The organism is Streptomyces sp. WMMC940, from assembly GCF_027460265.1.
Taxonomy (GTDB): Bacteria; Actinomycetota; Actinomycetes; order Streptomycetales; family Streptomycetaceae; genus Streptomyces.
This window is the reverse complement of record NZ_JAPZBC010000001.1, coordinates 7,280,734-7,300,826: the sequence shown is the minus strand read 5'-3', so window position 1 is coordinate 7,300,826 and position 20,093 is coordinate 7,280,734. Positions and strand designations below refer to the sequence as shown.

The following is a 20,093-nucleotide window of genomic DNA, read 5'->3' as shown; positions in this document are numbered from 1 at the left end:
CCGGGCGGGGACCGGGCACCGATTCCATGAACACGACACCCGTGAGGAGAGCGAGGACATGACCAATCCGTTCGAGGACGCCGAGGGCGTCTACGCGGTGCTCGTCAACGACGAGAACCAGCACAGCCTGTGGCCCGACTTCGTCGACGTGCCGGCCGGGTGGCGGGCCGTCCACGGGCCCGCGTCCCGGCAGTCCTGTCTGGACTGGATCGAGGCGCACTGGACGGACATGCGCCCCAGGAGTCTGGCGGAGTCGACGGACGGCTGAGCCCGGGGCGTCGCACGGCGGCCGGGGCGGAGCACGTCCGGAACCGCCGGGGCCGGCCGCGGAGTTCGCCGCGGCCGGCCCGGTTCGTCCGCAACCGTGTCAGGACGCGGGCTGCTCGACCCTGGTCGCGGGCGAGCCGTCGACGGCCGCCGCCAGCTGCGGGGCGAGCCGATCGACGACGTACGGCAGGCTGAGCACGGACACGAAGGACGTGGCGTGACCGTAGTCGCTGGTCTCGTCGACGAAGACCTCGCGCCCCTCCTTCACGACGTCGAGGTCCTTGTACGAGGCGTCCCTGTGCAGCTTCTGCGTGTCCTTCGCCACGTCGCCGACGATCCAGACGACGGCGCCCTGGTCGAGCAGATCGGTGCGCTCCTTGCTGATGTTGGCGCCGAACTTGTCGCCGATCGCCTTGTCCAGACCGTCGGGCATGGTGAAGCCGAGGCCCGTGAGGACGCGGGACCGGGAGTCCTGGCTGCCGAAGACGAAGATGCCCTCGTACGGCGTGGCCATGACGGCGGTGGTGCCCTTGAAGCCCGGGTGCTCCTCGGCCGTGGCCGCGATCTTCGCCTCGACGGACTCCACGGCCTTCGCCGCCTCCTCCGCCTTGCCGAGCGCGCGTCCCACGGTCTTCGTCTGCTCCTGCCAGGGGATGCCGTAGTCGTTGTGCTCCTTCGGCTGGGCGACCACGGGGGCGAACGCGGAGAGCGACGCGTACTGCTCCTTGGTGAGTCCCCCGTACAGCGCCAGGATCAGATCCGGCTTGAGTGCGGCGATCCGCTCCACCTGGGGGCCGGTACCGGTGTCCTTGAGCACGGTCGGGGCCCGGCCGTCGCCCAGTTCGTCCTGCGCCCAGGGACCGATGGCGCCCTCGTAGCCGCCGAGCCACTCGGTCGTGCCGACCGGGACCTTGCCGAGGGCGAGGACCGCGTCCTGGTCGGTGAGGCCGACGGTGACGATCCGCCTGGGTTCCGACGCGATCGTGGTGCTGCCGTACTTGTGCGAGATGGTGACCGGGAAGGCGCCTGGGCCGCCGGACGTGCTCGCCTCGGGTCCGGAGTCGCCGGTACCCGGGCCGGAGCCGCCTCCGCACGCCGCGGTGGCGAGCAGTATGAAGACGGACACCGGCGCGGCGGCGAGGCGTGGGGCTCTGCGGGAGCGGGGCATCGGTCGTTCCTTCGTTCGGGCTCCGGAGGAGCGGTGGTGCGGGGGGTGGCGGCTGGAGCGTGCGTACGGTGCCGGATTCAGCGGTCGTGCGGGCGGTGGGTGGGGGGAACGGTCGTGCCGGACGGCGGCCGGGAGCCGGTGTCGCGTGTGTCCGACCAGGCCTCCCACAGTGATGCGTAGGGCCCCCCGGCGGTGCGCAGTTCCTCGTGGGTGCCGGACTCGACGATCCGCCCGGACTCCATGACCACGATGCGGTCCGCCGCCACTGCCTGGCTGAGCCGGTGGGCGACCACGAGCGCCGTCCGGCCGTCCACGGCGCGCGCCACCGCCTTCTCGAGCGCGCGCGCTCCGGCGCTGCCCGCTTCGGCGGTGGCCTCGTCGAGGATGACGAGCGGCGGGTCGGCCAGGATCAGCCGGGCGAGCGCGAGGGCCTGCGTCCTCGCCCCGTCGAGCCGGTGCCCGCCGTCGCCGACCACCGTCGCGAGGCCGTCCGGCAGTTCCTCCGCCCAGCCGAGGGCGTCGACGCGGTCGAGCGCGGCCCGCAGTTCGCCGTCGGTGGCGCCCGGCCGGGCCAGCCGCAGGTCGTCGGCGAGCGGGCCGGCGAAGACATGGGTCTCCTGGGTGATCAGGGCCACCGTGCCGCCCGCGGCGAGGGGGCCGAGTTCCGTCGGCGGGACTCCTCCCACCAGGACCGTCCCCGTGGTCGGCGGCTGAACGCCGGCGACCAGCCTGGCCAGGGTGGTCTTGCCCGCGCCGCTCGCGCCGACGAGCGCCACCCGCTCCCCCTGACGGATCGTGAGATCGATGTCGTGCAGCACCGGACGACCCGGCCGGTAGGCGTGGCCCAGGCCCCGCACGGTGACCTCGGTGCCGACGGCCGCGCCGGTGCGCCTCAGGTCCCGGGGCGCCGGCGCGTCGGTGACGCCGACGAGCCGGGCCAGGCTCGCATGGGCCGACTGGGCGTCGTCGAGCAGCACCAGGGCGGCGTTGACCGGGGTGAAGAGGCTGTGGAAGTACAGGGCGGCCGCGGTCGCGGTGCCGACGGACGCCGTGCCCTGGCGGACCAGCCAGTAGCCGGTGACCAGGACGGCGGCGAGACCCAGGTACTCGGCGATGTGCAGCCTGCCGTAGAAGCCGAGCACGAGCCGCACACCCCGCATCGTCAACCCGACCACCGACCGGGACCGTTCGGTGACCCGTCGGGTGTGCTCCCGTTCCAGGCGGAGGGCACGGAGGGTGTCGCTGCCGGCGATGGTGTCGAGCAACTGCTGCTGCTGGGCGCTTCCGGCGACGCGCTGCTCCGCGTAGAGCGGCACCGCGCGGCGGACGTACCAGCGTGCGGTGAGCGCCTGGACGGGCACCGCGATCAGCGCGGCGAGCAGGAACCGCCGGTCGAGCAGGGCGAGCGCCCCGAAGGTGAGGACGATGGTGAGCACCGAACGGGCCAGCTCGGGCAGGGCGTTGCGCACGGCCTCGGCGATCAGGGACACATCGGCGGTGACCCGGGCGGTCAGGTCCCCGGCGCCGGCCCTCTCGACCCGGTCGAGCGGGAGCTCGAGCGCCCGCTCGACGAACCGCTCGCGCAGCCGGGCGAGCGTCGTCTCGCCCAGCCGGGAGATCAGGGACAGCCCGAGACCGGTGGTGACGCCCTGGGCCACGGCCACCGCCACGAGCAGTGCGGCGGTGGCGGTGAGGGCGCCGGCCGGACCGCGCTCGGCGGCGAGGTCGACGATCCGGCCCAGCAACGGCGGTACGAGAAGGCCCACGGCGGTGGCGGCGGTCATGACGCCGAAGGCGGAGACCGCCAGGGTACGGTGCGGGCGCAGCAGCCGGGCGAGTGCGACCCGGGTGCGGGCGGGAGTGGCGACGGGGAGCAGCGGACGGCTCGCGTCCGGCTCGCGGCCGGCGGGGGTTCCGGTCATGCGAGCACCGCCGTTCGGTAGTCGGCGTGGGTGCCTGCGAGGTGCCCGTGGTCGCCGTCGGCGGCGACCCTGCCGTCCCGCAGGAGGACGACCCGGTCGGTGACGGCCAGGAGGGCCGGGCTGTTGGTGACGAGCACGGTCGTGCGCCCCCTGCGGATCTGCTTGATGCCGGCGGCCATCCGTGCCTCGGTGACGGCGTCGACGGCGGTGGACGGCTCGTGGACGACGAGGACGGGCGCGTCCGCGGCCAGTGCCCTCGCCAGGGCGACGCGCTGGCGCTGACCGCCGGACAGGGAGCGTCCGCGGGCGGTGACGGCGGTGTCGACGCCGTCGGGCAGGGAGCGCGCGACCTCGTCGGTGCCCGAAGCGGCCATCGCGGCGGCGGAGTTCACGGCTCCGCGCCCGTCGGCCGGGCCGGCGGCGACGACGTTCTCGAGGAGCGTCCCCTCGAACAGGTCCGCGTCGTGTTCGGCCACGAGGATCGCGCGGCGCGCCTCCGCCAGGTCCAGCGTGGTGAGGCACCTCCCGTCGAGCTCCACGGCGCCGCGCTCGGGGTCCGCGCGCCGCCCCAGGCAGTGCAGCAGCGCCGCGGCGTCCGCGGGGTTCACGACGACGACACCGACGGTCTCCCCCGCGTCGATGTCGATGTCGACCGCGTCCAGCGGGCCGTACGTGAGGTCCCTCAGCCGCAGGCGCCCTTCGGCGGGCACGGGGGGTGCGGCGGTCCCGCGGGGGGCCGGGGGCCCCGTGGTCACGGCGGAGCGGGCGCCGAGGACTCCGGCGATCCGGTCGGCCGACGCCCGCCCCTGCGCCAGTTCCGCGTTGACCCAGGAGAACTCGGAGAGCGGACCGATGAGGAAGAGGGCGAGTGCGACGCACGACACCAGTTCACCGATGCCGATGTCGCCGCGGGCGGCCAACCGGCCGCCGACGAGCGCGACGAGGGCGATGAAGGCTCCGGTGAGGAGGGTCACGACGCCGTGCTGCCACGCCTCGGCACGGGCCGCGCGCAAGGTCGCCGACAGTGAGTCACGGCTGATGCCCCGGTAGCGGGCGGAGGCCGCGGGCTCGGCGCCGATGCCCTTCAGGACCCGGAGTCCGGCCACGAGGTCCGCGGCGACGCCCGAGGCGCGTGCCGCGCACTCCTGCTCGGTCTCGCTGCGCCGCTCCAGCGGTTTGCTCAGCAGGTGCCCCAGCCACAGCAGCAGTGGGGTGCCGAGCAGCACCAGCAGACCGAGGGTGACGGAGACCCCGAGGAGGACCACGGCGCCCACCACCAGCCCCACGGCCGCGCCCGCGCCGACGATCACGGCCATGGTCACGGCGCCGACCCGTCTGGCGTCCTCGGTGGCGATGTTCGCCAACTCACCGGGCAGCCGGCCGTCCTCGGCACCGCCCTCGGGCGCGAGGACACGCTCGACGAGTGCCACGCGGAGCAGATGGGCCGATGTCACCGAGGCGCGTTCACCGGCGCGCGCGCCGTACCGGAAACCGAAGGAGAGTCCGACGTAGACGACGGCGAGTACGCCGAGCCACAGCATCAGTCCGGTCGCATCCCCCTCGACGACCCCTCGGTCGATGGCCAGTCCGATGAGGACGGGCACGAGCGCCTCGCCGCCCTGGTGGCACGCCCCGAGGAGCACGCCGAGCGCGACGGAGCGACGTTGGCCGCGGATCGCGCTCCGCAGCACGTCCCGTCCCCGGAGCTCCAACTCCCCCACGCATCCCTCCGGATACGGCTCAGAAGTGCCCGGGAACCGCATGTCAACTTAGGCAAGGCTAACCATCTTCGACTGCCTTGGCCACCCCTCCGGAGGGGGAGGTCACCCGTTCGGGTGAGGCGGTCCCGGCGCCCTGGACCGGCTCGGTCCGCCTCGTCCGCGGCGGGTGTGCCTCCGGCACCGGTACGCCTCCTCCCGGCCGGCTGCCGGGCCCTCGGCCGTGACCACTGACAGGCGTCCGAGCGGTGGATGCCTGTCGCGTGCGGTCTGCGGACCGGGACGGCCTTATGCACGCCATAGCCCGCAGCGGCGCATACTCGGTAGCAAGGGGTGGGGGAACCTTCGCCTGGAGTGTGAGCGATGCCAGGGACCCGTTCTCATTCACGCTATGCGGCCGACCGGGGACTGACCACCCGCATGGTGACGACCATGTTCCTGATCGGGCTGCTGTACGTCGTCTTCGTGGGCGTGCTGCTGGCCGTCCTGCGCGACTCCTGGCCCCTCGTCCTGTTGATCGCGGGCAGTCTGTTCATCGCGCAGTTCTGGTTCAGCGACCGGATCGCCGCGTACAGCATGGGCGCCCGCGAGGTCACCCCCGAGCAGGCGCCCGAGCTGCACGGGGCCGTGGACCGCGTCTGCGCCCTGGCCGACATGCCGAAACCGCGGGTGGCGATCGCCGACAGTGACGTACCGAACGCGTTCGCCACCGGACGCAGCGAGAAGACGGCCCTCGTCTGCGCCACCACCGGCCTCCTCCGCCGCCTGGAGCCGGAGGAACTGGAGGGAGTGATCGCGCACGAGCTGTCGCACGTCGCCCACCGCGACGTCGCGGTGATCACCGTGGCCTCCTTCCTCGGCGTGCTCGCGGGGATGATGGCCCGGGTCTGGCTCTACAGCGGGCTCGGCCGCAGCAGCCGCGACAGCAACACGGCCATAGCGGTTCTCGTGATACCCCTGGTGAGCGCCGTGGTCTACGTGATCAGCTTCCTGCTGACCCGGCTGCTGTCCCGTTACCGGGAGCTCTCCGCCGACCGTGCCGCCGCACTCCTGACCGGCCGCCCGTCGGCGCTCGCGTCGGCACTCACCAAGGTGACCGGCCAGATGGCGAGGATCCCGACGCAGGACCTGCGCAAGGCGGAGCCGTTCAACGCGTTCTGGTTCGCCCCGGCCTTCTCCTCCAAGGAGAGCCTGAGCCGGCTGCTCTCCTCCCACCCGACGCTGGAGCAGCGCCTCGACCAGCTCGGCAGGATCTCCCTGCGGCTCGGCCGCCCGTGACGGGCCCGGCACGCTCCCGGCCGTACCCGCGGGAGGGCGCCGGAACGCCAGGAAGGGGACACTTCCCATGGGACTCCTCGACGCCATCCTCGGCCGCAGCAGGCCGGTACGGCCCGACCTCGACCGGCTCTTCGGCCTGCCCGCCGCGGCGATCACCCTCCAGGCGGGAGCCGGCTTCGCCCCGACCGGGGCCGGCTCGGTGTGCTTCGCCGGTGTCGAGGGCGCGGCCTTCGCGAGGATCCAGGACGACGTGCGCGAACTGCTCGACGCCGACACCGGCCGGGGCGGCACGCCCGTGGAGTTCACACGGGACACGTACGGGTACACCTGGCTTCTGGCCCGTCACCCGGCCGACGACACGGCCTCGCTGGTGAACGACCTGCACGCCGTCAACGTCCTCCTCCAGGACGCCGGGTTCGGCCCGCATCTGCTCTGCTCGCTGGTGGGGTTCCACGACGCCACCGCAGACCGGGAACTGGCCCTGGTGTACCTCTACAAGCGGGGCACCTTCTATCCCTTCGCTCCTCTCCCCGGTGCCGCCGAGAAGCGCGACAACGCGCTGGAACTCCAGGTCCGGGCCCTGCTCGCGGACGATCTGCCCGTGGAGGAGGATCTGAGCCGGTGGTTCCCCCTCTGGGGCGCACCCGGAATCGCCGTGCGGGCGGAGGACGGGGGAGACGGATGACGGACCTCCGCACGCGGTGTGATCACCGGCGGCGTCCGCGGTGGGCGGGCCGCAGCGGCGACGGCTCCCGGAGATGGTGTGCTCCGCCGGTACGGGCGATGACCCGGAGGCGGGGCCCGTGTTGCCGACGGACCGGATCGCCCGGTCCGCGTGCGGCCACGCATGGGCGGAATCCCGTCGTCCAGCAGGGTCGTGAGCCGCGGCTCGTCCAGTGACGCGACCAGCGCGGGAAACTCAGCTCGGCACGGCGGCACGGCGGCACGGCGGCACGGCGGCACGGCGGTACGGGTGGCGGGGCCCGTGGCGCGCCGGTGGAACTCCCGCGCCGGCACGTGGCGTCCGGCCGGATCGTCCCGCACACGCGACCTGTCGTTCCGCGCGCGTGGCCGCGTCGACCACGACCGCTCGCTCGGATCGGCATCATGCGGGGACCTCGATCCTCTCGGGGCCGCACGCCTCGACGCGCTGGGGTGGTCGCGGGTTGCCGGGCCGGTTCCACCTCACTCGCGGCGATAGCCCGGGGTCGGCGCTCGTCCGAGCGACCGACTCCGACGCCACCCAAATCGGGACATCCTTGCCTCTTCCGCAATATGAGCATATGCTCGTATCCACCTGAGGTCCGAGTCGAGTCGCCGCCCGGACCCCCACATCCGGAGCGGTGGCACGGACCCACGAGCAGAGCGGTCGCGCCGTGCGACCGTTGCACAGAACAAGGACATTCCATGGATCTCAAACTCGAAGTCGTCGTCCTGCCCGTCTCCGACGTCGACCGGGCCAAGGCCTTCTACGAGTCGGCGGGGTTCCGCCTGGACCTCGACGCCGCCCCCAGTGACGAGTGGCGCGCAGTGCACCTCACGCCGCCGGGCTCCGAGTGCTCGATCATGTTCGGCACGGGCCTCACCAACGGCGCACCGGGCTCCGTCCAGGGCCTGTACCTCGTCGTCTCCGACATCGAGGAGGCCCGCGCGGAGCTCGTCGGCCGCGGCGTCGAGGTGAGCGACGTGTTCCACGACGCCGGAGGGATCTTCCACCACGGACACGACGCCGGGGACGTCACCCACCGCCTCGCCGGCCAGGAACGCATCACCGGCCCGCACCCCGACCGTGCCAGCTACGGCTCGTACGCCACCTTCAGCGACCCCGACGGCAACGGCTGGGTGATCCAGGAGGTCACCCAGCGCGCCCCCGGACGCTGACACCGGAGGGGACCGACCACCCGGACGGCGCCGGCCCCGACGGGGCTCGACGGCCGGCGGCGTCGGCCCACCGTGCGGGCGTCCACCGTCGGGCCTCGGGGCCGGGATCCCCTCCCGGCCCCGACACCGCGTGGACCGGCCCCCCGTGCACCCGGAATCGGCCCCCGGTGCACGGCGTGCCGCCGGGACCGGCACCGGCCGGATGCGGCGAGCCGGCCGCGGCATCTCCGCCGGACGAGGTCGCCGCCTACTCGGCCCACGGCTCGAAGCCGGTGCGGAGCACCGCTTTCAGGGATGCGCGCATCCGGGCCGCCTCGTCGGCGCCGAAACTTCCCTCGAACCGGGCCTGCACGGCCTCCCACAGGGGCAGCGCCTCGTTCATCCTCGACAGTCCCTCGCGTGTGATCGCGACGATCCGCGCACGGCGATCGGCCGCCGAGGTCTCGACGGTCACCAGGCCCTCACGCGCCAGCGGCTTGAGGTTGGAGGCGAGCGTCGTGCGGTCCATGGCGATCATGTCGGCCAGACCGCCGATCGTCACCTCTCCGTGCGCGTTCAGCATCTGGAGGATGCTGAACTGAGTCGCGCGAAGGCCCGCCGGCCCGAGGGCCTTGTCGTACGTCGCGCCCAGGTACCGGGCCGCTTTGCGCAGCGCCAAGTTGTTGCACAGGTCCCCGAGGTCCGTCGGCGCTGAGCTCATGATCTCCTCCAGAACGTACCCGTCCATGATAGGAGCAGATACTCGTAAATGCGAAGGCCCGCTGCCGTCACGGCGTACGGGGCCGGCGCGGCCCACACGCACCCGCTGGGTACGGGGTGCCGCTCCGGGCGCGCCGGGCCCTCCCCCGGTGGCCGTCTCTCCGTCCATCGGCAAGCCTCGTCATGAGGGTCCCCTCGGGTCGGCCCCTCAGCGCGGGACGCCCCGGCCGTACTCGGCGGGGACGACCCGGGCCACCCGTGGACCCCACCTCCTCAGCCGCCCGGAAGGAGATCGAACGATGGCCGCCGGCAACCCCGTCCTCATCGCCGGCGCCGGAGGCGTGGGCCGTGCCGTCCTGGAACAACTGCGGGCGCAGGACGTCCCCGTGCGCGCCATGGTCCGCCGCGACGACGACCGTGCGGCGCGCCTGCGGGCACTCGGGGCGGAGGTCGCCGTCGGGGATCTGACCCGGCCCGAGAGCGTCGCGTCGGCGCTCGACGGGGTCGGGAGGATGTACTTCGCGATGCCCGTGTCGCCGGACCACCTGCTCGCGGCGACCGTGGTGGCGAGCGTGGCCCGGGAGCAGGGGGTACTGGACGGGCTGGTCGGCATGTCCCAGATGACGGTGTCGCAGATGACCGCCACCAGCACCGGGGAGTCGCACCAGCAGCGTCTGCACTGGCTGGCCGAGCAGGTGCTGAACTGGTCGGGCCTGCCCGTGGTGCACATCCGCCCCACGACCTTCCTGGACAACCCGCTGTTCACCACCCTTCCGGCCCGGACGATCCGGGAGAGCGGCACGATCGCGCTGCCCTTCGGTGCGGGACGCACCTCGCCGGTCGCCGTGGCCGACGTCGCCCGGGTCGTCTCCACGGTGCTCCGCGACCCCGCCCCGCACATCGGGCACGTGTACGAACTGACCGGGCCGCGGACGGTCGACATGCACGAGATGGCCGAGGAGTTCTCCAGGGCACTGGGCCGATCGGTGACGTACGTGGACCTCCCCCTGGACCGGTGGCGGGCCGAGGTGCTCGCCGAGGTGGGGCTTCCGCCGCACACCGAGCAGCACATCGCCACGATGGCCCGGCTGCACCGGGAGAACCGCTACGACCGCGCCTCCGACGACGTGGAGCGCGTAACGGGCGTCGCCGCCCGTTCGGTCGAGGAGTTCGTGGCCGCCCGCAAAAGCTTCTACCTGGGCTGATCCGCCCCGACCATCTGGGCCGATCCGCTCCGACCGAACTGCGGCAACCGGCCGGAGGGGGGCCTAGGAGGGGGACGCGGCAGCGCTCAGCGCATGCGCAGCCCGGACGAGGTCTCGGTACGCCCGAACACGGGCGCGAGAATCAGCTGGGCCGCCCCCTCGGCGATGCGGTAGGCGCTGCCTCCCGCCGGCGCGACCATCAGGTGCGTCCGGGACCGGAGCGCGGCTCGCACGCCGCGTACGAACTCCGCTTCCGCCGCGGCGACGGCCCTGCCCCCGAGCAGCACCTCGTCGATGTCGAGCAGTTCGGCCAGGTTGGTGACGCCGACGGCGAGGACGCGGGCGGCATCGGCGACGTCACCACGGGCGATCGCGGCCATGCACAGCGCTTCGAGGCACCCTCGCTTGCCGCAGGCGCACGCGGGTCCGTCGAGTTGGACGACCTGGTGCCCGAACTCCCCGGCCCCGGTCCGCACGCCCCGGTACACGGCCCCGTCCAGCACCAGACCCGCGCCGATGCCGGTGCCGAGGTGCACATAGGCGAAGGAACCGCTCTCGCCCTGCAGCAGTATCCCGAGGGCTGCGGCGTTGGTGTCCTTGTCGAGTGCCACCGGCAGACCCAGCCGACCCGCCAGTTCGTCGCGCAGCCGGTACCCGTCCCATTCCGGGTAGCCCGTGACCCGGAGCGGAACGCCCGCGCGGTGGTCGAGCGGCCCCGGCATCGCGACGCCGACTCCCAGCACCCGCGGCGCCCCCTCGCCGCCGGCGTCCGCCGGGCCCTCGGGCCCCTGCCACCCCCGTCCGGACTCCCCCGCCTCCGGAGCCCCGCCGGTAACCGCCCGATCGGAGCCGCCTCCGGGCCGGCCGGCCGGCGACTGGTCCAGCAGCGCGCGCACCTGGTCCGCCACCCGGTCGGTGACCACATCCGGACCCGCGCCGAGGTCGGCGGACACCGCCCGCGTCGCCACCCGCGCACCGGACAGGTCCACCAGGACCGCTGTCATCTCGTCCCGGTCGAGTTGCACGCCCACGGCGTACGCCACCGAGGGTTCCAGTCGCAGCGCCGTGCGCGGCTTGCCCCCGGTCGACGCGTGCCGTCCGGCCTCCGCCAGGAGCCCCGCCTCCCGGAGCCGGGCCGTGATCTTGCTGACCGCCTGCGGGGTGAGGCCCGTGTAGTCGGCGATCTCGGGACGGCTGATGCCGACCTGCCCGGCCGTCCGCAGCAGATCGAGCACCAGCGACGCATTGTGGTTCCTGAGCAGGGACAGGTTCCCGCCCTGGCCGCTCCCCTGGTCGCCGGCCGCCGGGACGGCCGCCTCCTGGCCCGACGGGCCGATGGCATCTGCCCAGTGCACACGCACACTCTCATTGTGCGCCCGCCCTCCGGTTCGGCAACGGCGTTGTCTAAGAGTTCCGCTCCCCACGGAACCGGCTCCGGTACCGGCACCCGCGGAACGGTCCGTGCCGGTTCCGGCCGGGCCGCCGGATCCCGCAGGTCACGGCTCCCACCGGTTGAGGGGGCGAGGTCCCGTACGGACCGCCGTTCGGACCAGCCACCGGTCCCTTCCGGTGATTGCTCCGCGGCTCCCGGGAGTGACCCCGGGCGCAGGGGTACGGCGTGGGCACCGGAAACCCCGCACCCGTGAGGAGACCCAGCCGTGTACGCAGCCGTCAGAAGGTACTCGGGCGTGACCGATCCCGTCGAGGCGGGCCGCCGCGTGGACGAGGGCTTCGTGCCGCTCATGCGGGAGATCCCCGGCCTCCTGGCCTACTACTGGGTCGACGCCGGAACCGGGGTCATGGTCTCGACCAGCGTCTTCGAGGACGAGGCGGGTGCCGAGGAGTCGGTCCGGAAGGCGGCGGACTTCGTGCGGGACCACCTCGCCCCGCTGCTCCCCGACCCTCCCGAGGTCATGGCCGGCCGGGTCGTGGCCTCCGTCCGGGCTGCGTCCGGCGGTCCCTCGGACTGACCACGCGGTCGGACGGACCCGTCGCCGGTCCCGTCCGGCCGCTCGGAGAACGTCATCCGACCAGGGCGGTGAGCGGCGTCAGCCGTCCTCCCAGCCGTCCTCCCGCACCCTCGCCGCGAGGTCGATCTTGGTGTACGTGGGGCGGCCGGCCTGCTGGTACTTGTCCTTCACCCGGTCCAGGTAGTACTTGGCCGTGTGGGGGCTGACACCGGCACGGCGCGCCGTGGCCTTCAGCGTGAGCCCGGAGGCGTACTCGACCAGCACCTGGCGCTCCTTCGGGGACAGGCTCGGCCGGGTGGGCCCGTCGTCGTGCGCCCAGGCGAAGGCGAGCTCCGCGGAGTGGGCCGTACCGCCCGCGGCGACCTCCCCGACCGCCCGCACCAGCGTCGGCAGATCGTGGTCCTTGGTGAGGTAGCCGTCCGCGCCGGCCGCGATCGCGGCCACGATCCGCCTGCGGTCCGCCACGGTGCTGATGACGAGGACCCGCGGTCCGGCGGCCCGCAGCCGCCGGATGTTCTCCGGTGGTTGCGATCCGTCGCCGAGCACCAGGTCCAGCAGGACGACGTCGTAGGGCAGTCGGGCCGCCGCGCCGACGACGGGGCACCCCTGGGCGAGGAGTTGCTCCACCGTGCACGCCGTCGCCGCCAGGCGTACGTCCGGAACCCCGTCCAGCCAGACCCGCAGCCCGTCGAGCAGCATCCGGTCGTCGTCGACCACCGCCACGGTGATCATGCCGGCCATCTGAGTTCGACACGGGTGCCCTCGCCGGGGGCGCTGTCCACGTCGGCGGCGCCTCCGCTCTCGCGCATCCGGGCGCCCACCGAGGAACGCAGCCCGAGCCCCCGGGGGACGGTGCCCGGGTCGAAGCCGACGCCGCGGTCGACCACGGTGACCACGACCCGGCCGGCTCCCCCGGTGACCGTCACCTGGGCGCGGCCGGTACCCGCGTGCCGCAGCACATTGTTGAGCGCCTCCGTGACCGCGTCGCCGAGGGCGGCAGCGGCAGGTGCCGGTATCTCCACCAGGCCGTCGTACTGGGCGTTCACCCGCAGCCCCAGGCTCTCCGCCGACCGCACCGCGCGTTCGATCGCCGCCGCCGTCCCCGGCGCGCGGTCCTCCTCCTCCGCCTGCTGCTGCACGACCAGGCGCCGCAGATAGGCCGCCTCCCTGCCGCACCGTTCCCGCACGGGCAGCGCGTCGGCGTCGGCCCGGCCGCTCGCGATCGCGGTCAGCGTCGCCAGCACGGTGTCGTGCAACGCCCGGTGGTGGGCGATGCGTTCCGCGTACCGGGCCCTCTCGGCCTCGGCGGCGAGCGCCTGGGCCGTCGCCGCGTCGAGCAGACTGCCCTGGCGTCGCAGGTACCACCAGAAGACGCGGGCCAGCACGGCCGACGAGACGATCGCGTTGAGGTGCGCGGCGATCACGGCGACGTCCGCACCGGTCGACCGGTAGCCCGCCGTGTGGGTCGCCAGCAGCGCCACGACCGCGCCGGCCACCGCCGCCGGCCTGGAGAACGCGACCGCCGCGACCGCGCTCGCCGATCCGCCCAGCAGCATCGACCAGGCGATGTCCGCCGGCCGGTTGGCACCACCCGCGTACACCGGGAAGGGCAGTACGCATCCCACGAGCACCAGGTCCACCAGCGGCGGCCAGGTGCCGAACCAGCCCTTGGACCTGGCCGTGCCGAAGACCAGCAGACTCGTCGACACGGCGACCGCGATCCCGGCCCAGGACAGGACACTCGCCCGCTGGTGCTGAACCACCGCGAGCACACCCACCACCAGGTGGCTGGCCCGGTACAGGCCGGTCGCCAGGACCAGGAACGCCTGGGCCCGCTGAAGCCCCGAACCCACACTCACGGCAGGTCTCCCCCGCCCACGCAACCCCCCTGAAACGGCGGTACGGCCCGGTCGCCGCGGCCCGTAGTCTGCCAAGCGTCCCGGCACCGGACCCGACGAGTCATCAGACCATCGCGTCGGGTCGCCGCGCCGCCCGGATTTCAGGCAATGAAGGAGGCAGAGTGGCTCGAAGTGTGCGCGGAGGGGGAATACTCGCGGTCCTGGCATCACTGCTCGTTCTGCTGATCCCCGGTACCGCCGCCGCGGCGGACCCGCACGTCCGCTACACGTCGTGGCTCACCAATGCGGCCGTCCACGGGATGCGGGCCTCGTACTCGTGGCAGTGCCTGGACGTGCGCGGCGACGCCGAGCCGTACCCCAGCCTCTGGACCCCGGTCCACGACCGTCAGTACGACTCCACCGGCGTCCGGGGCTGAGCGGCCCACCGCGCCCGGAACGCCGATCCCGGCCCGAGGGGGGCGGCGCGGACGTGGCCCGGCACCACCCGCCGCCAGACGACCACGGCGGGGCGCATGTGTCAGGGCTGTTGCGCCCGGGGCGCCGCGGCAGGGACAGGGGACTTGCCGCGGCGCCTCACGGTGCCGTGCGTCAACCACGCCCGGCGGCCGCGCGACGAGCGCCGTCGCGGAGGCGATGCCGGTCACGCGTGCCGGCACGGCGGAACCAGGACGCGGCGCTCAGCGTTTGATTTCCCGAGCGGCGGGCCGCGCCGCCCGACCGTGAAGGTGAAGGGGACGGGGACGACGTGATGAGCGACAAGGCCCGCAAGCTGTTCGAGGCGCTCGACCTGGACAGCGACGGAACACTGACCCGCGAGGAAGTGATCACGGCCCTGCGGACGAAGGGTCCGCACCTGGCCGCGGCGGGCGATCTCCCGTTCTGGGGCGTGGTGGACGCCGATGCCTCCTCGGCGCTGTTCGACGCGGCCGACCAGAACGGGGACGCGGTGCTCACCCTCGAGGAGTTCGCGGCGGTGGTGGACCGTCGTTTCGGCTGGCGCTGACATCCGCACCGGGCCGGCTCGTCGTCAGGGCGGCGAACGGGTCCCCGAGCGGGTGACGGGGTCGCCCGGGACCTCGGCCGCCGCCCGGGCGCGTCGGCCGGCCGACAGCCGCTTCCTCACACGGGGAAGATCAGGCAGCTGCTGGTCGCGTGGGCGAGCACCCGGTCGGCACCGTCGTACAGCTGCGCCTGCGCCAGCGCGGTGCGGCGGCCCCGGTTCAGTACGGTGCCGACGGCCCGGACCTTCCCGGTCTCCGCGGAGACGGGACGCAGGAACTTCACCGACAGATCGAGCGAGGTGTATCCCTCGCCCGCGGCCAGGGTGGTCTGGACGGCGCAGCCCGCCGCCGAGTCGAGGAGGGTCGCGTAGACCCCTCCGTGCACGCTGCCGATGGGGTTGTAGTGCTCCTCCCCGGGGACCAGGGAGAACACCGCGTGCCCGTGTTCGACCTCGTCCAGGGTGAAGCCGAGGGCGGCGCTGATGGGCGGTGCCGGCAGACGGCCGACCACCAGGTCCCGAAGGAAATCGAGGCCCGACTGCCGCCCGACGGCGGCCGACGAGATCGCCGGGTCCTCCCACTCGAAAGTCCGTGACCTGCCCATGTCCGCTTCCCCTCGTCCGCTGGCTTCGGCGTCCGAAGCTAGATGCACCCTCACCTGACTGTCAATGTCGAAGCCAGCAGGCGTACGATTGCCCGCATGGAATGGCTCGACTTCAGCACCGACAACTGCTCGGTCCAGCGGACGGTCGGCCTCGTCGGGGAGAAGTGGTCACTGCTGATCCTGCGCGACGCCGTCAACGGGATCCGCCGCTTCGACCACTTCCGCCGGCACGTCGGGCTCTCCGAGGCCGTCCTCGCCGACCGGCTCCGCAGACTGGTGGCCGCCGGAATCCTCGAGACCGCGCCCTACCGGGACCCGGGCAACCGCACTCGCCACGAGTACCGCCTCACCCCGAAGGGCTGGGACCTGTGGCCCGTGGTCGTCGCGCTCATGCAGTGGGGCGACAAGCACACCGCGGACCCGGGGGGGCCGTCGGTGACCATCCGGCACACCGGCTGCGGCGCCCCCGTCCGCCTCTCCGTCGTCTGCGGCGAGGGGCACGACGCACTCACACCGCGTGATGTCACGGCGGCCCCCGGCCCGTCTGCACTTCGGCACTCACCCCGGCGCGAGGCCTGAGGACCGGAGCGCGGCGCGGCGCGGCGCGACCCGTGACGGGCGGGCACCCCGGGCGACGTCCCGCCGAGGCGCCGCTCGCCCCGGAGAGGGCACCCGCGCCCCTGCGGCAGACCGTGACGACCGGCGACGGAACCCGCTCCCGCTCACCCCCGGCGCGCCCGCCGCGGCGACGTGACACCGTGCGACGGGGCGGTCCCGAGGAACGTCGGCACGCCGACGGCACGCCCGCCGGTCCGGCCGCCGGTTCCGCCGTTGCCGACCGGAAGACCGACCGCCGACGGACCCTCGTCGGGCGATCCGCCGCGGCGGGAGACGCGGGCCGCGATCCGGGTGTGCGGCTGGGTGTGCGGCTGCCGGGAGAGCACCGGGGTGTGCACGGTCCGGCGCCACCGCGGCGTCGCCAGCGCTCCCGGAGCAGTTCTTGCCTCTGAGGCAAGACGTTTGCCCAGGAGGGAATGAGTGTGGCTCAATGGCGACATGCCCGAAGACGCCACAGCGCCGAGCACCGGGGAGACGAGCGCCGCGCTCTCCAGTGTGGCATCACAGCTCCGGGACCTGCGGAAACGCGGCGGCCTCACCGTTGAGGCCGCGGCACTGCGGCTGGGGCTGTCCCCGGCGCACCTCTCCCGGCTGGAGACCGGGCAGCGGCAGCCGTCGCTGCCCGTGCTGCTGACTCTGGCCCGTACCTACGGCACCACGGTCTCCGATCTGCTCGGCGAGACCCCTCCCGAGCGGGACCCCGTGATCCGGGCCTCCACGACGGGGTCGGTGGGAGCGGACGGGTGGACCTACCGGCAGGCCGGCGGCTCACAGCGCGCGATGCAGGCGCTCCGCGTGCACGTCCCGCCGAACGTCCGGGACGAGCTGGTCCGGGTCCACGCCGGCGAGGAGTGGCTCTACCTGCTCACGGGCCGGCTCCGGCTCTCGCTCGGCGGCAGGGACCACACCCTCGAGCCGGGCGACTCCGCCCACTACGACAGCCTCACCCCCCACCGGATCACCGCCGTGCCACCGGGAGGCGCGGACCTCCTCTTCGTCCACACCCTTCTGCAGAGCCACGTGAGTGATCTGTGCGTAGGCGGCGGGGACCGTCCGACATCGCTCGGAGCCGGACGGCGCTCGAGCCCCCCAGAAGGAGACGACCGTGCCGAGTGAGAAGACGGGTGTCGAACGCGGGGACGGCCGCTTCCCCAAGGGGTTCGCGCTCCGCCTGTTCGCCTACATCGTGGCGGGGCACCTCGTGGCCGGCTTCCTCTACCTGCTGTTCTCCGTCGGCGCGAAGTAGGCGGCCCAGGAAGCGGCGTACGCTTCGGGCCCGACACCCGCCCGACCGCCCCCAGGGGCAGCGGCCGGCACCGCCACCAACCCCGAGCCGCTCTTCGCGGCCGGCTGGGCCGCCTGCTTCCTCGGCGCCGTCCGTATCGCCGCCGCCGAACGCAAGGTGAAGCCGACCAACACCACCTGCAGCACGGCGACGACGGATACTCCCTCGCCGCGGTGCTCAACCTCGAACCCGGCGGAGTGGACAGCGGCAGGGCCACCGGACTCGCGGACGCCGCCCACCAGATCTGCCCGTACTCCAGGGCCATCCGCGGCAAGATACCCGTCACCGTCCACGCCACCGCCGTATGACCCGGTGCGGAACCGGCCGGTTCTGACCGGGCCCTGATCCGGCGGGTCCCGCATCCCCGCCCGAACCGGGATGCGGGACCCGCCTGCCACGAACCACGCACCAGCTCGGAGGAGGCGGTGACGTGAGTGGTCCCGGCCGTTGAGTTCCGGGAGGCCGAGCCGGGCCACCAGGACCACCCGGCTCGTCGCCCGGACGGCTGCACCCGCCGCCCTCACGGCCCGGCCGACGGCTGCCGAAGCGGTCCGGCGCCTGAGCCGTCCGTCGGCCACCGGCTACCGCCGACCGGCCGCTCTCATGGCGCGAGCACCTGGCGGGCCATCTCCTGGGCCAGTTTCACGATCACGGGAATCGCGGCGGTGATGAACAGGGAGCCGAACGTCACGTCACCGAGGGCGTGGAAGCACTCCTGGGAACCGCCGTCGGCAACCAGCCGGCTGTTCTCGCGCCGCACCCGGAGACCGCCGTGCGGGTGCGGCGAGGCCGCGGACGCCTCGATCAATGACCGTACGAGGGGCGCCGCGGCCGGGGGAACCCGGTGCGGCGCGACCGACGCGGCGTTGATCACCGTGTCCGCGTGGATCCGGCGACCGTCAGCGGCGACGCCGAACCCCCGCCGGGTGCGGCGGACGTCGAGCAGCCCGCCCCACACGTGGAGCCGGCCCGCGTCGCTCATCGCCAGCAGCCGGGCCGCGGTGGACGGCGGCATCGGGCAGCACAGCGAATGGATGGCGCGGTAGTGGCGGTCGAGGAGTTCGGCGCGGTCCCGGTACGCCATCAGCGGCCAGACGTCGACGGCGACGGGCAGGGTGTGCTGAAGGATGCGCATTCCGAGGCTCTGCCCGTGGACGAGGCCCAGTTGGCGCCGCAGCCGGCGGACGGGGTCCTCGTGAAGCAGCGTGAACTCGGCCTCCAGGTCGGCGAACTCCTGCCCCGCGGAACCCAGTTCATCGCGCAGCACCCCGACGACGTCGGCGAGGCCGACCTCTCCCCCGCCGCTCAGCCGGTGGAAGCGGTCGGGTGTGAAGTGCCGCATGGTGTGGGCGATCGGTCGCTGACGGACGGCGGGGAGGACCCCGTGCCGGGACAGCAGGAAGACGGGCCCCCGGTGCCCGCCCGCCCGCAGGGCGAGGGCCACGTCCACGGCGGTCAGGCCCGTGCCGAGGACGGCGACGGTGTGTTGCGGGTCGACATCGGCCAGGGACTTCGAGACCGGGTAGGGGTCGGGGACGAACCCGGGTCCGAGCAGACCGAACCCGTCGTGCGGCGCTCCCGCTCCCAGGCACAGGACCACTCGGTCCGCTCTGCGGCGTGTGCCGCGGTCAGTGGTCAGCAGAGCTCCCCCGGCGCCCGGAGCGGCGTGGACGACGCGTTCCCGTACCAGGCTGATCCTCCATCCGCGTTCGTCGAGCCGGGACACGCTCTGCTGGGCCACCGACTCCAGATAGTCACCGAAGAGTGCACGAGGAGGGAAGGGTGCGACGTCGAAGGGTCCGACGTCCCGCATGTCACCGGGCCGCCACCGGCGGTCGGCGAGCCAGCGGTCGAAGTGACGGGCGTCCCCGGCCCGGACCGACATGGCATGCGAGGGGAGATTCACCACGATGCAGTCGGCATCGCGCTGGTAGGGGCGTCCGCGCCACAACCGGTCCGACGGCTCGAAAACGGTGACCGCGGCCGGCGGCGCGGAGGCCTGGGACAACGCGTCCAGCAGGCACACCGCTCCCCCGCCACCCCCGACGATCGCGATCTCACGCATACGGGCCACGCCGTGCACCTTTCGCCGGCCGGCGGCCATGGCGTCGGCGCGCCACGGGACGTGCCGGAGACGTCTCCCATTCTGCTCCGGCCGGCAGCGTCGGCCACCTCGGGAGCGTGCCACCGCACGGTGCCCGCGGGCGCGGCTCGGCGCCGGCGGCAGCGCCCACAGGGCGTGTCCCGGTCTCCGGGGCCGCGCACAGACGAACGGGACGCGACTGCTCGGCTCCCGCGCACCGCCGAGCGGGCGCCCGGCACCGGCCTCAGGTGCCGGGCTCGTCGACGGAGCGAAGGCCCGGGACACGGCCGTCGTCGAAGGCGGCGGTCACGGCGGTGCCCCACAGCGGCACCCGATCCGCCGGCGCGCCGCCGACGCGGAGCTTCCCTCTCCGGGACCGAGCGGGACCAGGACACCGCGACCCGGTACCGGAGTGCGTACGTTCGGGTGGTCTGTTCGCCTCAAGTACGCATGACGGATGACGACATACCGGGTCAGCTCGTAACTTTGGCGGCAGTGACGGTGGTTCGGGTTCTCCCCCGTCGGCACCGTCCCC

Annotated in this window: 21 protein-coding genes; 12 read left to right on the top strand and 9 right to left on the bottom strand. The window is 73.6% G+C overall.

The genetic code is table 11. The features are described 5' to 3' along the window. Nucleotides 1-58: 58 nt before the first annotated feature. The gene (locus O7595_RS32140) at nt 59-268 is read left to right on the top strand and encodes an MbtH family protein (protein WP_269732095.1); all 210 of its coding nucleotides are present in this window, start codon (nt 59-61) and stop codon (nt 266-268) included. A gap of 99 nt (nt 269-367) precedes the next feature. Here O7595_RS32140 and O7595_RS32135 read toward each other — a convergent pair whose 3' ends face one another. The 3 genes from O7595_RS32135 to O7595_RS32125 form a co-directional block, all read right to left on the bottom strand. Continuing rightward, complete coding sequence (locus O7595_RS32135; RefSeq protein ID WP_269732094.1) at nt 368-1,435, bottom strand: iron-siderophore ABC transporter substrate-binding protein; 1,068 nt, start codon at nt 1,433-1,435, stop codon at nt 368-370. Nucleotides 1,436-1,512: 77 nt separating this feature from the next. Continuing rightward, on the bottom strand, nt 1,513-3,357 hold the full coding sequence (locus tag O7595_RS32130) for an ABC transporter ATP-binding protein (protein WP_269732093.1): 1,845 nt from the start codon (nt 3,355-3,357) through the stop codon (nt 1,513-1,515). Continuing rightward, nucleotides 3,354-5,120 carry an ABC transporter transmembrane domain-containing protein gene (locus tag O7595_RS32125; RefSeq protein ID WP_443071784.1) on the bottom strand — a complete coding sequence of 589 codons (1,767 nt, stop codon included), beginning with the start codon at nt 5,118-5,120 and terminating at the stop codon, nt 3,354-3,356. The genes O7595_RS32130 and O7595_RS32125 overlap by 4 nt, the downstream gene beginning before the upstream one ends. A gap of 318 nt (nt 5,121-5,438) precedes the next feature. On the opposite strand from O7595_RS32125, the gene htpX reads away from it, so the two are divergent. From htpX to O7595_RS32110, 3 genes are all read left to right on the top strand, one after another. Further along, the gene (gene htpX, locus O7595_RS32120) at nt 5,439-6,353 is read left to right on the top strand and encodes a zinc metalloprotease HtpX (RefSeq protein WP_269732091.1); all 915 of its coding nucleotides are present in this window, start codon (nt 5,439-5,441) and stop codon (nt 6,351-6,353) included. Between the two features lie 67 nt (nt 6,354-6,420). Continuing rightward, nucleotides 6,421-7,038, top strand: coding sequence for a PspA-associated protein PspAB (gene pspAB / locus O7595_RS32115; protein ID WP_269732090.1), 618 nt, complete (start codon nt 6,421-6,423; stop codon nt 7,036-7,038). Between the two features lie 722 nt (nt 7,039-7,760). Further along, the gene (locus O7595_RS32110; protein ID WP_269732089.1) at nt 7,761-8,234 is read left to right on the top strand and encodes a VOC family protein; all 474 of its coding nucleotides are present in this window, start codon (nt 7,761-7,763) and stop codon (nt 8,232-8,234) included. Nucleotides 8,235-8,481: 247 nt separating this feature from the next. On the opposite strand, the gene O7595_RS32105 is transcribed toward O7595_RS32110, so the two are convergent. Beyond that, nucleotides 8,482-8,961, bottom strand: a complete 480-nt coding sequence (locus O7595_RS32105) for a MarR family winged helix-turn-helix transcriptional regulator (RefSeq protein ID WP_269732088.1) — start codon at nt 8,959-8,961, stop codon at nt 8,482-8,484. 271 nt (nt 8,962-9,232) lie between these two features. Between O7595_RS32105 and O7595_RS32100 the strand changes: the two genes are divergently transcribed. Then, a complete protein-coding gene (locus tag O7595_RS32100; RefSeq protein ID WP_269732087.1) occupies nt 9,233-10,138 on the top strand; it encodes an NmrA family NAD(P)-binding protein in 906 nt (301 codons plus the stop codon). A gap of 86 nt (nt 10,139-10,224) precedes the next feature. Here the strand turns inward: O7595_RS32100 and O7595_RS32095 are convergent, their stop codons facing one another. Next, nucleotides 10,225-11,493, bottom strand: a complete 1,269-nt coding sequence (locus tag O7595_RS32095) for an ROK family transcriptional regulator (RefSeq protein WP_269732086.1) — start codon at nt 11,491-11,493, stop codon at nt 10,225-10,227. A gap of 333 nt (nt 11,494-11,826) precedes the next feature. Between O7595_RS32095 and O7595_RS32090 the strand changes: the two genes are divergently transcribed. Continuing rightward, entirely contained in the window at nt 11,827-12,108 is a 282-nt protein-coding gene (locus O7595_RS32090) for a hypothetical protein (RefSeq protein WP_269732085.1), read from the top strand. A 78-nt stretch (nt 12,109-12,186) separates the two neighbouring features. On the opposite strand, the gene O7595_RS32085 is transcribed toward O7595_RS32090, so the two are convergent. Next, complete coding sequence (locus tag O7595_RS32085; protein ID WP_269732084.1) at nt 12,187-12,840, bottom strand: response regulator transcription factor; 654 nt, start codon at nt 12,838-12,840, stop codon at nt 12,187-12,189. Further along, nucleotides 12,837-13,967, bottom strand: coding sequence for a sensor histidine kinase (locus O7595_RS32080; protein WP_269732083.1), 1,131 nt, complete (start codon nt 13,965-13,967; stop codon nt 12,837-12,839). Before O7595_RS32080 ends, O7595_RS32085 begins: the two co-directional genes overlap by 4 nt. 161 nt (nt 13,968-14,128) lie before the next feature. Between O7595_RS32080 and O7595_RS32075 the strand changes: the two genes are divergently transcribed. Next, entirely contained in the window at nt 14,129-14,383 is a 255-nt protein-coding gene (locus O7595_RS32075) for a hypothetical protein (RefSeq protein ID WP_269732082.1), read from the top strand. A 332-nt stretch (nt 14,384-14,715) separates the two neighbouring features. Beyond that, entirely contained in the window at nt 14,716-14,970 is a 255-nt protein-coding gene (locus O7595_RS32070; RefSeq protein WP_269732081.1) for an EF-hand domain-containing protein, read from the top strand. 116 nt (nt 14,971-15,086) lie between these two features. Here the strand turns inward: O7595_RS32070 and O7595_RS32065 are convergent, their stop codons facing one another. Then, on the bottom strand, nt 15,087-15,572 hold the full coding sequence (locus O7595_RS32065) for a PaaI family thioesterase (RefSeq protein WP_269732080.1): 486 nt from the start codon (nt 15,570-15,572) through the stop codon (nt 15,087-15,089). A 96-nt stretch (nt 15,573-15,668) separates the two neighbouring features. Between O7595_RS32065 and O7595_RS32060 the strand changes: the two genes are divergently transcribed. The 4 genes from O7595_RS32060 (at nt 15,669) to O7595_RS32045 (ending at nt 17,783) form a co-directional block, all read left to right on the top strand. Then, complete coding sequence (locus O7595_RS32060; protein WP_269732079.1) at nt 15,669-16,151, top strand: winged helix-turn-helix transcriptional regulator; 483 nt, start codon at nt 15,669-15,671, stop codon at nt 16,149-16,151. Nucleotides 16,152-16,628: 477 nt separating this feature from the next. Continuing rightward, nucleotides 16,629-17,306 (top strand): helix-turn-helix domain-containing protein, encoded by a 678-nt coding sequence (locus tag O7595_RS32055; RefSeq protein ID WP_269732078.1) that lies wholly within the window; start codon nt 16,629-16,631, stop codon nt 17,304-17,306. Beyond that, on the top strand, nt 17,296-17,436 hold the full coding sequence (locus O7595_RS32050) for a DUF6126 family protein (protein WP_171053232.1): 141 nt from the start codon (nt 17,296-17,298) through the stop codon (nt 17,434-17,436). Before O7595_RS32055 ends, O7595_RS32050 begins: the two co-directional genes overlap by 11 nt. 212 nt (nt 17,437-17,648) lie before the next feature. After that, complete coding sequence (locus O7595_RS32045) at nt 17,649-17,783, top strand: hypothetical protein (protein WP_269732077.1); 135 nt, start codon at nt 17,649-17,651, stop codon at nt 17,781-17,783. Between the two features lie 293 nt (nt 17,784-18,076). Here the strand turns inward: O7595_RS32045 and O7595_RS32040 are convergent, their stop codons facing one another. Next, entirely contained in the window at nt 18,077-19,540 is a 1,464-nt protein-coding gene (locus tag O7595_RS32040) for an FAD/NAD(P)-binding protein (protein WP_269732700.1), read from the bottom strand. Between the last annotated feature and the right edge of the window lie 553 nt (nt 19,541-20,093).

Excerpts from the sequence above, each read along its gene's own strand:
- O7595_RS32105 (WP_269732088.1), bottom strand. The coding sequence starts at position 8,961 with ATGGACGGGTACGTTCTGGAGGAGATCATGAGCTCAGCGCCGACGGAC.
- O7595_RS32060 (WP_269732079.1), top strand. The coding sequence starts at position 15,669 with ATGGAATGGCTCGACTTCAGCACCGACAACTGCTCGGTCCAGCGGACG.
- pspAB (WP_269732090.1), top strand. The coding sequence starts at position 6,421 with ATGGGACTCCTCGACGCCATCCTCGGCCGCAGCAGGCCGGTACGGCCC.
- O7595_RS32135 (WP_269732094.1), bottom strand. The coding sequence starts at position 1,435 with ATGCCCCGCTCCCGCAGAGCCCCACGCCTCGCCGCCGCGCCGGTGTCC.
- O7595_RS32070 (WP_269732081.1), top strand. The coding sequence starts at position 14,716 with ATGAGCGACAAGGCCCGCAAGCTGTTCGAGGCGCTCGACCTGGACAGC.
- O7595_RS32125 (WP_443071784.1), bottom strand. The coding sequence starts at position 5,120 with ATGCGGTTCCCGGGCACTTCTGAGCCGTATCCGGAGGGATGCGTGGGG.
- O7595_RS32065 (WP_269732080.1), bottom strand. The coding sequence starts at position 15,572 with ATGGGCAGGTCACGGACTTTCGAGTGGGAGGACCCGGCGATCTCGTCG.
- O7595_RS32055 (WP_269732078.1), top strand. The coding sequence starts at position 16,629 with ATGCCCGAAGACGCCACAGCGCCGAGCACCGGGGAGACGAGCGCCGCG.
- O7595_RS32110 (WP_269732089.1), top strand. The coding sequence starts at position 7,761 with ATGGATCTCAAACTCGAAGTCGTCGTCCTGCCCGTCTCCGACGTCGAC.
- htpX (WP_269732091.1), top strand. The coding sequence starts at position 5,439 with ATGCCAGGGACCCGTTCTCATTCACGCTATGCGGCCGACCGGGGACTG.
- O7595_RS32140 (WP_269732095.1), top strand. The coding sequence starts at position 59 with ATGACCAATCCGTTCGAGGACGCCGAGGGCGTCTACGCGGTGCTCGTC.
- O7595_RS32100 (WP_269732087.1), top strand. The coding sequence starts at position 9,233 with ATGGCCGCCGGCAACCCCGTCCTCATCGCCGGCGCCGGAGGCGTGGGC.
- O7595_RS32085 (WP_269732084.1), bottom strand. The coding sequence starts at position 12,840 with ATGATCACCGTGGCGGTGGTCGACGACGACCGGATGCTGCTCGACGGG.
- O7595_RS32040 (WP_269732700.1), bottom strand. The coding sequence starts at position 19,540 with ATGCGTGAGATCGCGATCGTCGGGGGTGGCGGGGGAGCGGTGTGCCTG.
- O7595_RS32130 (WP_269732093.1), bottom strand. The coding sequence starts at position 3,357 with ATGACCGGAACCCCCGCCGGCCGCGAGCCGGACGCGAGCCGTCCGCTG.